Genomic DNA, 12,939 nt, shown 5'->3' with positions numbered 1-12,939 from the left:
GAATGCCCAGATCCGCGCAGGCCCGCGCCATGGCACCGGGGGCATGGCCGTTGATCGTGGTGGCAAGATCCTCCTCGCTCTCGGCCCGGTCGACGGCGGTATAGGCCGCCGCGTTGATCACGGCGCGCGGGCGATGCGCTCGGATCGCGGCGGCGCAGGCGGCAGGATCGGACAGATCGGCGACATCGCGGCCAAGCGCAGTCACGGGGGCCAGCGCGCGCAGTTCGGTGGCGACTTGGCCCGTGGTGCCGAAGACAAGGAGGGTCATGACCCCGCCTTCCCCAACCTCTGCCCCACCCCGTCGCGCGCCTGAAGTGCGCGCCACCAGTCTTCGTTGGCCAGATACCAGTCGACGGTCCGCGCCAGCCCCTCCTCCACCGTGACCGAGGGCTGCCAGCCCAATTCGTCGCGGATGCGGGTGGCATCGATGGCATAGCGCAGATCATGGCCGGGCCGATCCTCGACGAAGGTGATCAGCCGATCATGCGGCGCATGTGCGGGACGGCGGTCGTCCAGCAGCGCGCAGATCGTGCGGACCAGATCGATATTGCGCCGCTCGTTGTTGCCTCCGATGTTGTAGCCGCGCCCCACGGCGCCTTTCTCGCAGACCAGAAGAAGCGCATCGGCGTGATCTTCTACATAAAGCCAGTCGCGCACGTTCAGCCCTTGCCCGTAGACCGGGATGGGTTTGCCCGCCAGCGCGTTCAGGATCACGACGGGAATCAGTTTCTCGGGGAAGTGGTAGGGCCCGTAATTGTTGGAGCAATTCGTCATCACGACCGGTAGCCCGTAGGTCTCGTGCCAAGCCCGGACAAGGTGATCGGAGGCGGCCTTTGACGCCGAATAGGGGCTGTTCGGGGCATAAGCGGTCTCTTCGGTGAAGAGGCCGGTTTCGCCCAAGGTGCCGTAGACCTCGTCGGTCGAGATATGGTGGAAGCGGAAGCCATCGGACTTGCCCAGCCCGGTCCAATGACTGCGCGCGGCCTCGAGCAGGGTGTAGGTGCCGGTGACATTCGTGTCGATGAACGTGCCCGGCCCGTCGATGGACCGGTCGACATGGCTCTCAGCCGCCAGATGCATAATGGCATCGGGGCGATGATCGGCCAGGATCCGGTCCATCGCGGCACGGTCGCAGATATCGGCCTGTTCGAAACTGTAGAGGTTCGAACCCGCCACGGGGGCCACGTTGTCGAGACAGGCCGCATAGGTCAGCTTGTCGACATTCACCACCTCGTGGCCGCGCGCCACCGCCAGCCGAACCACGGCCGATCCGATGAAGCCCGCGCCGCCCGTCACCATCAGTTTCACGATGCCGCCCCTTCATAGGCAAAGGGGCTGTCGAAGGACGCAAAGGCACCCGCCACCGCATCCTTGGCCGACAGGATGGGCGCGGCGTCGCCAAGGCCCCAATCGATGCCGATGTCCGGATCGTTCCAGATCAGCGCGCCCTCGGTTTCGGGCGCGTAGCTGTCGGAACACTTGTAGATGATCTCGGTCTCGGGCGCGCGGGTGACAAAGCCATGGGCAAAGCCCGCAGGGATCAACAATTGCTTGCCGTTCTCAAAACTCAGCTCGACCCCGAACCACTGACCATAGGTGGGCGAGCCGCGGCGGATGTCGACCGCCACGTCAAAAAGCACCCCCCGCCCGCAGCGGACCAGCTTGGCCTGTGCGCGGGGCGGACACTGAAAATGCAGCCCGCGCAAGGTTCCGACCTGCGCGGAAAGGGAATGGTTGTCCTGCACGAAATCTGTGGTCACGCCTTGGGCGCCAAGTTTTTCCCGGCTCCAGGTCTCGGCGAAAAAGCCGCGATGGTCGCCGAACCGCTTGGGCGTGATGAGAAGAAGGCCGGGGATCGGCGTCTGCTCAACCTGCATCGGAACCGGCATCCGGAAAAGGGAACATGACGGCACAAACTCCAGCAAACACCTGACAACACGAAACCACGGAGGGCCCGTATCATCAACCGTTTACGAGCTTGTCGCGGCTCTGACCACCCCCTTGGTCAGGCGGCGATCCAGTCGAAGAACCCTTCGCCCGCGCGGGCGCGAAGATCGCGGGCCATGGCCGCGCCCAGACCAGCGCGGACACGCCGCTGACGGAAAAGGAACATTTCGTCCTCAGCCGCGCGGCCGAGGGGCTGACCAACAAGGAAATCGCGCGCGATATGGCGATAAGCGAGGTTTCGGTGAAAATGCGCATGCGTGCGATCTGCCGCAAACTCGACGCGCGCAATCGCGCCCATGCGGTGATGATCAGCCGGGAACGCGCGCTGCTCTAGGATCTCGCGCGCCGAGGGTCTTACCGAAACGGCCGGGCATCGCCCGGCCGTTTCGTCTTTGGGGTTCTCAGATGCTGGCCCAATCCGTGAAGCGCGGGGCTTGCTGGCCGGATTGCTGGATCTGGGCCGAAGGGCTCATCTGTCCGCCCTGCTGCGGGGCTGCCGTCGTGGTGCCGGATTGGCCCTGTTGCTGGCTGGTGGACACGGCGCCGTATTGCGGCGCGGAAGTATTGGGGTTCATTGGGTTTGCCTGAATGGGGTCGGTCTGCTCGGTCCCGCCATCTGCGGCGGGCTGGCACGCGATTGATGCCATGCGCGCCCGTCCGTCAAGCCTCAAAAATTGACACCCCTCCCGCGACCGCGCCGACTGTGGCTGCTTGGGCGAAAGCTTGCCGAAAATCCATGGCTTTACGGCCAGAACAGGCCCTTTCTGCGGGCAAATCCGCCCCGTGCCCTGTCGCCCGCATCTCAGCGCCGCAAGCCGGTTCCGATCTGGTCGAGGATCCGTTCCAGCGCCGCATCGCCCCGGACCCCGCCGACCTCTCCCTTGATCGCGTCGAACCGCGCGCGCAGCGCGGCTTTCTCCGCCCCTTTGCAATCGTTCCACGGCCGACCCTGCAACGCCATGTGAAGGACGTAATAGGCGATGAAATGCGGTTCGGTTCCGCTCCGCAGCATGGCGAGGTAGGCGGCATCGGCCCCCATCGCGCGCAACGCCGTGGCGCTGGGAATGCCCGCGCGCGCCATCTGCGCGGCCTGCGCCGGGCCGATATTGCGGATCGCGGTGACGGGATCTTCCGCGTCGATGCCGGTCTCTGGCTCACGCCTATGGCGATCCGTGCCTGCCTCTTCAGTCCAAACGGCGCCAGGCCCGCCCGTGATTGGCGCGTCAGCTTCCGGATTGGATGCCTGCGGCATGTGGCGCGCCCCCCTGTCATGCCCTGCGACACCGCGAACCTGCCGGGGGCAGGCGGCAAAATCAATGCGCTCGTGCGTCTGTCAGCGGGATTGGGGGGGGCAGCAGGATGCGAAAAAAGCTGGCGACCCGACCATGTGGAAGAGAGACGAGGAGGCGGGCCGCCAGCAGGGTTTTCGCGTCATAAAGCGGGGCGATAAGGAAGGGAGGAGAAACGACCCGCTGCCGACACCTTCACCATGCGCGCTCTTTCCCGTTCGGCCCAGAGCAGTCTGTATCGCGGCGCCGTGGATTTATCCGATGCCCGAAAATCGGGCGCGCTGCGACGCGGCATGGATGGGCCGCAAGCAGTTTCCAGACGCATCCGCCCCCGGTCGCTGATTCTCGCCCGCCGCAGAACCGCTCAGATCGCGCGCCGCGGCCGGTCCAGCAGCACAACCACGATCCCCGGCAGGCTCGAGGCCAAAAAGACCAGCCCGAAGGCCACGCTTGCCGCCATCGCCTCCGCCGCCGTCAGGCCCGCAAGCGGCAACAAGGCCGCCGCCGCGCCTTCGCGCAGGCCCCAGCCGCTGATCGTGATCGGGATGACCATGGTGAACAAGATCAGCGGCACCAGCGCCAGCGCCGCACCGGGCGGGATCGGCGCCCCGATGGCCGCGGCACAGCACATGAACCCCGCGACATTCGCAAAAGCCGTCCCGAGGCTCAGGATCAGCTGCCGCCCTCGCACCTCGGGCGCGAACAGGCACAGGCGCAGGTTCTGGCCCAGCCGTATCAGCGCCGCGCCCGCAGCCCCCGGCGCAACCCGCGCCACAGACCACAGGATCGACGGCACAGCCACCCCCAACCCCACCACGCTCGCCACCGGCCAGATCGCCCAGACCGGCCAATCCAGCCCGCCCGGCACGGCCAGCGTGACCACGAACGCCACCACGAGCAGCGCGAAGATCGCGATCTGCCCGGCCAGTCTCTCGAAGGCCACCGCCTGTCCCGACGCCAAAAGGCCCGCCTGCGCCCGCGCGCGCACCGCACGACCCGCATCGCCCAGCACGCCCCCCGGCAGGGCCTGATTGACGATCTGCGACAGGTAATATTCCCGCACCGCCGTTCCGCCGTCGATCGCGATGCCCAGTTGCGCCGCCGTCACCCGCCATCTCAGCGCCGACAGGATCGTCTGCGCGGTCAGGGCCGCCAGCGCCGCGAACAACCACACAGGCTGCGCCCCGGCCAGATGCCGCGCCGCCTCGGCCCCGTCGGCGGCCTGCCATAGCCATGCCATCAGCCCGACAGCCACCGCGATCTGCACCGCGCGGACGAAACCCGAAGGAAGGCGGCGCAGCCTGTCCATTGCTCAGCTGTCCGCGCCCGGCGGCGGCGCGCTGGTAAAGCTCGACAAGATCAGATCGCGCATCCGGTCCATCGGGGTCACCGGGGCGTCTTGCGGCGGGATCAGGCCCGGCGACAGGCCCCAGCCCATCGCCCGCTCCACAAGGTGCGCGGGCCCGATCACATGGATCGGCACATCGGGCCGTTCGTCCAGCGCGACGAAACCCGCCGCCTGGTGGTCGCCCAGCACGATCATCAGCGGCGGATCCTCGGCATGGCGCGCGGCATAGGCCAGCACCGCCTGCAACGCGTAATCGACCGCCAGCCGGTATTGCGCGCGAACCCGGTCCCGGTCGCGCCAGACCACGTCGGGCGGATCACCCGCCGCGGCCATCGCGTCGAAAATGCGCCCGTCGCCGAGATCGTCCCATGCGACCATCTCGGGCACCGGCACCCAAGGCGCATGGGATGTGCCCGTGGCCAGTTGAATGAACAGCGGCCGGTCGTCGGGCCGCGCCTCGCGCAGCAACCGGTCCATCGCGGCATAGGTGAACTGGTCGGGCATCGTCACCCAGTTGAAGTTCTGTCCCGCATAGCCAAGATCCGCGGCCGCCAGCACCGTATCGAACCCCATGACGAGGCTTTCGGGCCAATCCAGCGTGATCTGCGGCATCACGGCGGCGGTATGAAACCCGGCCTCCTGCGCGAGGTGGAACAATGTCCTGCGCCCCGAGGCCAGCGCCGCCCCGTACCGGGTCTGCCCGTCGATCCAAAGCCCGTTGGCCAGCGTCGCATGGGCCAGCCAGCTCTGTCCGCCCCGCGTGGGCGAGGCGAGGTAGCCCGACGCCATGGACAGCCCGCGCCCCGCAAGATCGGCCTCGCCCGCCTCCAGCGTCGCGCGGTGCAGATCGGCAAACAGCGCCGTGTCATGGCTGGTGCGGCCATAGCTTTCGACGAAAACGACGATCACGTCCCGGTCGATCAGGTCGAGCCGCGGCCCCGCCTCCGCCCAAGGGTCACGCGCCGCCGCCGCCTCGAAGGCGCGCAGATCGGCCAGCGTGGCCCGCCCGCTCTGCCAGCGCTCCACACCCACGCGGGCGGTAAAGGCCGCCCCCGGCGGATCGTAGGGCAGGGACCAACGCCCCATCGTGTCCCCGATCTCGCCGATGACGATCGCACCCGACACGATGGCGGCGGCCCCGACGGCCGACCGCGCAAGGGGGCGCGGCGCAACCGCCCCGGCCCAGACACCTGTCGCCCACCACAGAAGCGCGATGACAGCGGCCAACGCGATCAGCGCGGCACTCGCGGCCAGCACCGTCAGGGCAAGCCCGATGGACCCCGTCAGCAATCGCAAGCCCGCCTCGATCAGCGCCAGATCGGAAACCGGGTTAAACCCCCGCGCCAGCGCCGTGAACATGGCGAAATCCGCCGTCTTCAAAGCCGCGATCACCGCCAGCGCGGCCACCAGGAGCCTGCGCAGGATCAGGCCCGCACGGCCCTGTCCAACAGCGATCAACCCCAGCAGGATCGCCGGCAATTCCAGCGGAAACAGGCGCAACGCGCCCCATGTCATCGCCGCCGGATGGTTGGGCTGGATCAGCACCAGATGCAGCACCAGCGCGGCAAGGATCAGGCGCAGGGCAGGGCGCAGGCGAAACCGGGTCAAGGTCGGGACTGCCGCAGCCACAAGATGTCCTTTCCGAAGGACCAGATCAACGCCAAGGCCACCGCCGCCACGACCGGGTTGGCCACCTCCGTGGGGACCAGCGGCACTTGCAGCGCGATCAGCGTCGCGATCTGCGCGACACACACCGCCTTGCGGCTGAACCGTTCGGGCAAGGCACCCTCGAGCCATGGAAAGGCCAACCCCGCCGCTGCAAAGGCATAGCGCGGCAGCCCGATCAGCAGCACGACCCAGCCCGCCGTCCCCGCGACAAGCGCGTTCAGCGCCAAGATGAGCGCCAGCGCGCTGTCGACCTCCATGTCAAACCGCGCCCCGAACTCCGAGCACAGATCCTCGCGCCGCGCCAGCCATCCGTCCACCCCATCGAGCGACAGGGCAAGAACGGCGATCGCAGGCACGACCCAAGCCGATGCCGGACCCACCAGCGGGGCCAACAGCGCCGCCGTCAGCGCCAGCCGCGCCAGCGTCACCCTGTTGCACAGGCCAAGCCGCCCGTGCGGATACCCCCGCCGAAGCAGCACAAGCACCAGCCCAACGCCCAGGCCGTAGCCCGCCAGAGCAAGCCACAGCGCCGCATCGATCCCGACCAGCGCAAGACCCGCAGCCAGCACAAGGACAACGCCCGCCGCTGACGCGCGCAGGAACTGGCGCTGCGGCTCGGACAGGGGCGGCCGGGTGGGGGACATCATGACAGGATCAAGCTCGTTCATGGCTCCAAGTCTAGCGCGGCGCGGATACTGTCAAGCGCCTGTCACATTGCTTGAAGCCCATGGGCCTAGCCCTAGCTGCCCTTTTCGAAAGGATGGGTTGCCCATGCAGATCGACAGATATTCCGCCCCGGCGCGGGCCATACACTGGACCATGGCGGCCCTCATCTTGTTGATGATCCCGGCCGGTCTGGTGATGGTGCAGCCGGGCCTCGACCGCGGCCTGCAAAACGCCCTCTTCGTGTTCCACAAGAACACCGGCGTTCTCCTCCTCCTGCTGGTCACCTTGCGCCTTTTCGTCAGGTTTCGTTACGCATCCCCGGCCTTGCCCGCAACGCTGCCCGCCGCTCAGGCCCGCGCGGCGGGGGCCAGCCACCTCGCGCTTTACGTCCTGATGATCGTCGTTCCCCTCGCCGGTTACATCCGCGTCCGGGCGGGCGGCTTCCCGATCGAAAGCCTCGATGCGATGGGCCTGCCGGGCTTCGTGCCGCGCTCGGACGCGCTGGCCGAGACCGCCAAAGCCGTCCACTATTTTTCCAGCCTGACGCTGGCCGCCATCCTCTGCCTGCACATCGCAGCTGCTTGTTTTCACGGCATTGTGAAGCGCGACGGCATCTTTTCGCGCATCTGGCCACCGGTGGGTGGCGGGCTTCGATAAGCGCCCCTTGCAATCGCCAACAGGCGGAGTAGATGCCGCGGCGCAGCGCGACCCACCGCGCCCCTCCGTGACCTCCATCAAGAAAGGCTGACCCCCATCATGTCCCTCGCCGAAAGCCATATCGGACCGTTTATCGGACCGCGCTCCATGGGGCGACACTGGCACTTCCGGGCCTTCGCGGCGCTGACGGCGGGCATGGCCGGGGGCATCGCCTGGGCGGTCGCAGGCGCGATCCCGGCATGGACGCCCACCTCGGTCGCGGCGATGGTGCTGGTCACGCTCAGCGCGCTGTGGATTTCGGGCGGCGCGGCGACAGCGATCCTCGGTCTCCTGCAACCACGCGTGCGCGCAGCGGCGATCCCCGAAAGCTGGCGACCGCAGGGCCGGACGGCGGTTCTGCTCACGCTCTGCGGCGAACCCGCCGACAAGGTGGCGACCGCGCTGGCCGATCTGCGCCGCGGCCTCGACCGCCTCGGACTTGCCGACAGCGTGACGATCTTCGTTCTCTCCGACACCCGCGACGCGGCCCGCATCGCCGCCGAGGAGGCGGCCCTTGTGGAGCTTCGTGCCTCGGGCGCGATCCGGTACCGCCGCCGCGCCGTCAACACCGGCCGCAAGCCCGGCAATATCGCGGATTGGCTGGCGGCCGACGGCACCGATTTCGCCTACATGCTGGTCCTCGACGCCGACAGCAAGATGAGCGCGCCCCGCGTCCGCAGCCTCATCCACCGGATCGAAGGCCAGCCGCGCCTCGGCCTCCTTCAGGCCGGCATGACCCTCGTGCCCGCGCAAAGCCGTTTCGGCCGCTACCAGCGCCTCTCCGTGCGCCTCCTGTCACCCAATTTCGGCCGCGGCATGGCGGCCTGGTCGGGCGACAGCGGCAATTACTGGGGCCATAACGCGATCATGCGCGTCGCGGCCTTCCGCGATGCCGCCGATCTGCCCGTCCTCTCCGGTCCGGCTCCCTTCGGCGGCGCGCCCCTCAGCCATGATTTCGTCGAAGCCGCCTGGATCCGCCGCGCGGGTTGGTCGGTCTCGCTCGACCCCGAGATGGCCGGCAGCGCCGAGGACGGTCCCCAGACCTTGGCCGAGTTCCACAAGCGCGACCGCCGCTGGTGCCAAGGCAACCTGCAACACCTGCGCCTTCTGGCCGAACCCGGTCTCGCACCGCTCAGCCGCCTGCACTTCGCCTCCGGTATCATGGGCTATCTCGCCGCGCCGATCTGGCTCGCGCTGGTGGTGATGATCGCCTCGGGCGCGGTCACCGTGCAGGGCGCGCTGCCCTTCGCGCTGATCGCTTGCGTCCTTCTCCTGCCCAAGCTCTGCGCCATGGGCGCTGCCATGGCGCGCGCGCGCCGCGCCGCGCGCCGCCGCGTCATCCTGCGCGCCGCCGTGGCCGAAGTGGTGTTGTCCACGCTGATCGCCCCCCTTGTCATGGTGCGCCAGACGGGCGCGGTGGCCTCCGTGCTGATGGGGCGGGATTGCGGCTGGAAATCGGGCCGCGCCTCCCGCGCGCTACCCCTCGGCCTGCCGGAGGCGGGGGCCGGTCTGGTGCTCATCGCCGTGACGCTCCTGACGGGGCCTGTCTCGGCGCTGGTCTGGCTGATGCCCATCGCGGCCCCGCTTCTGGCCGCCCCGATCCTCGTGCCCGCGCTGGATGCGGGGGCATGATGCGCCGCCGCGATCTCTTGGGCGGGGCGCTGGCAGCGGTTGCGCTCGTCCCCGGCCTTCGCCTGACGGCCCAGACCGCCACGCCCGCAGCCTCGGGCAGCCTCCTCGACGCGGCCCGCGCGCTCGCCGCGCGTCCCTACGAGGCGCCGACGGGCATTCTGCCGCCGCCCTTCGCCGGGCTGACCTATGACAGTTACCGCGCGATCCGCCCGATCCCCGGGCGCGCCGCCATGCTCCCGCTCGAGGGGCAATATGCCGTCGATCTCCTGCCGCCGGGCCTGTTCTTTCCCGACCCGGTGGCCATCGACCTGCCCACGGATGACGGGTTCCGCAATGTCGAACTGACACCCGCCCTGTTCGATTTCCACGACCGCTATTTCGACACCATCCCCGAAACCGCGCCGGGCGCGGGCTTCTCGGGCCTGCGCCTGCGCCATCCGCTGAATGCGCCCGACGTGATGGACGAGGTGCTGGTGGTGCAGGGCGCAAGCTATTTCCGCGCCATCGGCCGCGCCATGGTCTATGGCCTCTCGGCGCGGGCCGTGGCGCTGGGAACCGGCGGCCCCGTGCCCGAGGAATTCCCCCGCTTCACCCATCTGCGCCTGCATCCTGCGACGGCGGGCGCGGTCCGGCTCGAGGCGGTGATCGACAGCCCGTCGCTTGCGGGCCATCTCGACATGGTCCTGCGCCCCGGCGACGACACCGTGACCGAGGTGGCGGTGACCCTCATGCCCCGGCGCGAGATCGCGGATATCGGGGTGGCGCCGCTTACTTCCATGTATCTCAAGGGGCCGATGCGCGCCGCCGTCTCCGATGATTTCCGCCCCCGCGTCCATGACAGCGATGTGCTGACGGTGCGCAACGGCGCGGGCGAAGCGCTCTGGCGGCCCATCGCCAACCCGGCACGGGTCGAAACGACCGCTTTGCAAGATGACGGGCCGCGCGCCTTCGGTCTCTGGCAGACGCCCCGCGCCTTCGAGGATTTCGAGGACAGCGAGGCGCGCTACCATGATCGCCCCTCCGCCGTGGTCGAGCCGTTGGACGATTGGGGCAGGGGGGCCGTGATGCTCGTCGAGATCCCCACAAGCGACGAGTTCATGGACAATATCGTCGCCTTCTGGCGACCCGAGGCGCCGCTGGCGGCAGGCAGCGAACACCGTTTCGCTTACCGGCTGACATGGACGCGCAGCGATCCCGGGGCCGAGGGGCTGATGGCGCTTCGCCAAAGCCGCAGTGGCCGCGAACATGACCGTCCCGGCACGCGCCGCTTCGTCGTGGATTTCGCGGGGCCGCCCGATGGTCTCGTGGCCGATTTGTCGTCGAATGCCGGCGAGGTGTCGGGCGCCAGCGTCTTCGCCCTGCCCGACGGGCGCGGCACGCGGGTCACCTTCCTGCTGACGCCCGGCACCGCCGATACCTGCGACCTGCGGCTTGTGCTGCGCGATGCGGGCGGCGTTCCGGCCACGCCTGTCTGGCTCTACCGCTGGACGCGGGCCCGGGATGGTGGGGTCTGAGGGGGGCTCTGCCCCCCATGGCCTTTGGCCATTCCCCCCGGAGTTTTCCGGCCAAGATGAAGGGCAGGACGCGGTGGTGGCAGCAGCCCAGGCCGCGCCTCATTCCGAAAGCGCGATCCGCACCCTGAGCGGCCTGTGGTCGGAGGCCATGCGTATGCCCGGCCCGTCCAGAACCCGAGCCTCGGTCACGCGGGCGGGCGGCGTCACCAGCACCCGGTCCAGCGGCAAGATGGGGCGCGCCACCGGGAATGTCGCGGGCGCGGGCCCCCGCAGGTCCAGCCCCGTCATCCGCTGTGACAAGGCCAGCCCGCCCCAAGGCCGCCATTCGTTCAGATCGCCCGCAAGGATCGTCAGGCGTGGCGCGCGGCGAAACAGATGCTGGCCGATCGTGCGCATCTGCGCCATCCGCAACCCTTGGCTCAGCGACAGATGCGTGCCCACCAGCCGCAGGGCGTGCCCGCCAAGGGTGAAGTCGACGACCACCGCCCCCCTGTGGCAATGCCCGGGCAAATCGATCAGCGCGATCTCCTCCGGGCTTGCCTCTGGATGCAGGAAAACGATCGTTCCAAGAAACCCGTGGCTTTCCGCGCCCCAGCGATGGGCCGGATCGGCGTGGAGATGGACAAGCCCGCTCTCCGCCTCGATCCGTGCAATGTCGAGAAAACCCTGATGCGGCGGAGATTCCGCATCCGCCTCCTGCAAGACCAGAGCGCCCAGACCCGGCTCCACCACCTCGTCGCGCAACACCCGCGCGATCCGGTCCGGATCGACGCGCCCATCCCCGCCGCGACCGCGGTGGATGTTCCAACTGGCACAGGTGAAAGGCGCGTGGGTGGCGGTCATGTCTCTGTCCCGGATCTGAGGCGCAGATAAATCCGCAGCCCCGCGCATCAAGACGGAATATCCCGCAGCCCTCGGACGCGCCTCACGAATTCTTTTGTGACGCGCGTGTTCAAGGGCCTATGTAAGAACTGATGGACCAAGCCGGTCGTTGCGCTCGGGCAGGACGAACATGCATCTACTCAGGCAAAGCCTTCTGGCCCTCGCGGCCATCGTGATCGCTGTCGGCGTCTGGGCGGTCTATGTCCCGGCCGCCGCACCCTATCTCGCGCGCATCGGCGTCTATGACCTTCTCGGGCTTGCCCCGCCCACGGCCGAAGCCGCCGAAAGCGGCCGCCGCGGCTTTGGCGGCGGGGCGGTGCAGGTCGTCGTGGCCCCCGTCGGCACCGGTCAGGCCAATGCCCGCGTCAGCGCCATCGGCGATGGCCGCGCGCTCCGCTCGGTCACGGTGCGCTCGGATGCGACGGGCATGATCCGCGACCTCGCCGTCAGCCCGGGAAGCTGGGTCGAAGTGGGCGCGCTGGTGGCCCAGCTCGATGACGATGCCGAGCGCATCGCGCTCGAACGCGCGCGCCTGATGGTGATGGACGCCAGCCGCAACCTTGACCGCCTGCGCCAGCTCAGCGGGTCGGGCGCCGTGTCGGCGGTCCAGATCCGCGAGGCGGAACTGGCGCTGCGCACGGCCGAGCTTGGGGTGGAACAGGCAGAATTCGACCTGTCGCTGCGCCGCATCACCGCCCCGATCTCCGGCTGGGCGGGCCTTCTCGAAGTGGCCGAAGGCGACCGGATCAGCACGCAAGACACCCTCGCCATCCTCAGCGACCGCTCCAGCCTGCAAATCGATTTCCGCGTGCCCGAGCGTTTCATCGGGCAACTCTCCATCGGGATGCCGGTCGAGGTCACGGCGGTGGCCCGACCCGATCATGTGCTCTCGGGCGAGATCGTGGCGCTCGACAACGTGGTCGACCGCACCAGCCGCACCCTGCGCGTCCAGGCGCAACTCGACAATGCCGACGACAGCCTGCGCGCCGGTCAGGCGTTTTCCGTCACCCTGTCCTTTCCGGGCGACACACTCCCCTCCGTCGATCCGTTGGCGATCCAATGGTCGGGGGACGGCGCCTTCGTCTGGGCCGCGCGCGACGGTCAGGCCGTGCGGGTGCCCGTCACGATCCGCCAACGCAACGCCGACAGCGTGCTGGTCGAGGCCGAGATCGCGCCGGGCGACCTCGTGATCATCGAAGGCGTCCAGACGCTCCGCCCCGGTGCCGATCTCCAGATCGTCGAGGGCGCTGCGGCCCCAGCCCCCGCCGCCTCCGACGACGCCTGAAGCCAAGGGAAC

Annotated in this window: 14 protein-coding genes; 5 read left to right on the top strand and 9 right to left on the bottom strand. The window is 68.7% G+C overall.

From position 1 onward, the window contains the following. The 3 genes from QQK63_RS08825 to rfbC all read right to left on the bottom strand — a co-directional run. The coding region (locus QQK63_RS08825; RefSeq protein WP_284283196.1) for a sugar nucleotide-binding protein at positions 1 to 268 on the bottom strand (268 nt) is incomplete at its 3' end. Continuing rightward, complete coding sequence (gene rfbB / locus QQK63_RS08820; protein ID WP_277823673.1) at positions 265 to 1,308, bottom strand: dTDP-glucose 4,6-dehydratase; 1,044 nt, start codon at positions 1,306 to 1,308, stop codon at positions 265 to 267. The genes rfbB and QQK63_RS08825, both read right to left, overlap by 4 nt. Next, positions 1,305 to 1,877: a dTDP-4-dehydrorhamnose 3,5-epimerase gene (gene rfbC, locus QQK63_RS08815; RefSeq protein ID WP_277823671.1), complete on the bottom strand. Its 573-nt coding sequence runs from the start codon at positions 1,875 to 1,877 to the stop codon at positions 1,305 to 1,307. The genes rfbB and rfbC overlap by 4 nt, the downstream gene beginning before the upstream one ends. A 218-nt stretch (positions 1,878 to 2,095) precedes the next feature. On the opposite strand from rfbC, the gene QQK63_RS08810 reads away from it, so the two are divergent. Beyond that, positions 2,096 to 2,281 (top strand): response regulator transcription factor, encoded by a 186-nt coding sequence (locus tag QQK63_RS08810; protein WP_277823712.1) that lies wholly within the window; start codon positions 2,096 to 2,098, stop codon positions 2,279 to 2,281. A 67-nt stretch (positions 2,282 to 2,348) separates the two neighbouring features. On the opposite strand, the gene QQK63_RS08805 is transcribed toward QQK63_RS08810, so the two are convergent. From QQK63_RS08805 to QQK63_RS08785, 5 genes are all read right to left on the bottom strand, one after another. Beyond that, complete coding sequence (locus QQK63_RS08805) at positions 2,349 to 2,594, bottom strand: hypothetical protein (protein ID WP_277823669.1); 246 nt, start codon at positions 2,592 to 2,594, stop codon at positions 2,349 to 2,351. Positions 2,595 to 2,749: 155 nt separating this feature from the next. After that, the gene (locus QQK63_RS08800) at positions 2,750 to 3,088 is read right to left on the bottom strand and encodes a TfoX/Sxy family protein (protein ID WP_277823710.1); all 339 of its coding nucleotides are present in this window, start codon (positions 3,086 to 3,088) and stop codon (positions 2,750 to 2,752) included. Positions 3,089 to 3,600: 512 nt separating this feature from the next. After that, complete coding sequence (locus tag QQK63_RS08795) at positions 3,601 to 4,545, bottom strand: lysylphosphatidylglycerol synthase transmembrane domain-containing protein (RefSeq protein WP_277823667.1); 945 nt, start codon at positions 4,543 to 4,545, stop codon at positions 3,601 to 3,603. Positions 4,546 to 4,548: 3 nt separating this feature from the next. Then, complete coding sequence (locus tag QQK63_RS08790) at positions 4,549 to 6,213, bottom strand: sulfatase-like hydrolase/transferase (protein ID WP_277823665.1); 1,665 nt, start codon at positions 6,211 to 6,213, stop codon at positions 4,549 to 4,551. Beyond that, positions 6,189 to 6,920, bottom strand: coding sequence for a CDP-alcohol phosphatidyltransferase family protein (locus QQK63_RS08785; RefSeq protein ID WP_277823662.1), 732 nt, complete (start codon positions 6,918 to 6,920; stop codon positions 6,189 to 6,191). The genes QQK63_RS08790 and QQK63_RS08785 overlap by 25 nt, the downstream gene beginning before the upstream one ends. Positions 6,921 to 7,023: 103 nt before the next feature. On the opposite strand from QQK63_RS08785, the gene QQK63_RS08780 reads away from it, so the two are divergent. From QQK63_RS08780 to QQK63_RS08770, 3 genes are all read left to right on the top strand, one after another. Next, positions 7,024 to 7,575: a cytochrome b gene (locus QQK63_RS08780; RefSeq protein ID WP_277823660.1), complete on the top strand. Its 552-nt coding sequence runs from the start codon at positions 7,024 to 7,026 to the stop codon at positions 7,573 to 7,575. 99 nt (positions 7,576 to 7,674) lie between these two features. After that, the gene (mdoH, locus tag QQK63_RS08775) at positions 7,675 to 9,246 is read left to right on the top strand and encodes a glucans biosynthesis glucosyltransferase MdoH (RefSeq protein WP_277823658.1); all 1,572 of its coding nucleotides are present in this window, start codon (positions 7,675 to 7,677) and stop codon (positions 9,244 to 9,246) included. After that, a complete protein-coding gene (locus QQK63_RS08770; RefSeq protein ID WP_277823655.1) occupies positions 9,243 to 10,760 on the top strand; it encodes an OpgD/OpgG family glucan biosynthesis protein in 1,518 nt (505 codons plus the stop codon). The genes mdoH and QQK63_RS08770 overlap by 4 nt, the downstream gene beginning before the upstream one ends. Positions 10,761 to 10,859: 99 nt before the next feature. Here QQK63_RS08770 and QQK63_RS08765 read toward each other — a convergent pair whose 3' ends face one another. After that, on the bottom strand, positions 10,860 to 11,603 hold the full coding sequence (locus QQK63_RS08765; RefSeq protein ID WP_277823653.1) for an endonuclease/exonuclease/phosphatase family protein: 744 nt from the start codon (positions 11,601 to 11,603) through the stop codon (positions 10,860 to 10,862). Between the two features lie 169 nt (positions 11,604 to 11,772). Here QQK63_RS08765 and QQK63_RS08760 point away from each other — a divergent pair, with 169 nt between their 5' ends. After that, positions 11,773 to 12,927, top strand: coding sequence for an efflux RND transporter periplasmic adaptor subunit (locus QQK63_RS08760; protein ID WP_277823651.1), 1,155 nt, complete (start codon positions 11,773 to 11,775; stop codon positions 12,925 to 12,927). Positions 12,928 to 12,939: the final 12 nt, after the last annotated feature.

The sequence above is a fragment of the Roseicyclus marinus genome (genome assembly GCF_030163795.1).
GTDB classification, from domain to species: Bacteria; Pseudomonadota; Alphaproteobacteria; order Rhodobacterales; family Rhodobacteraceae; genus Roseicyclus; species Roseicyclus marinus.
The sequence above is the reverse complement of the archived record's forward strand: the minus strand, read 5'-3'. Positions and strand labels throughout refer to the sequence as shown.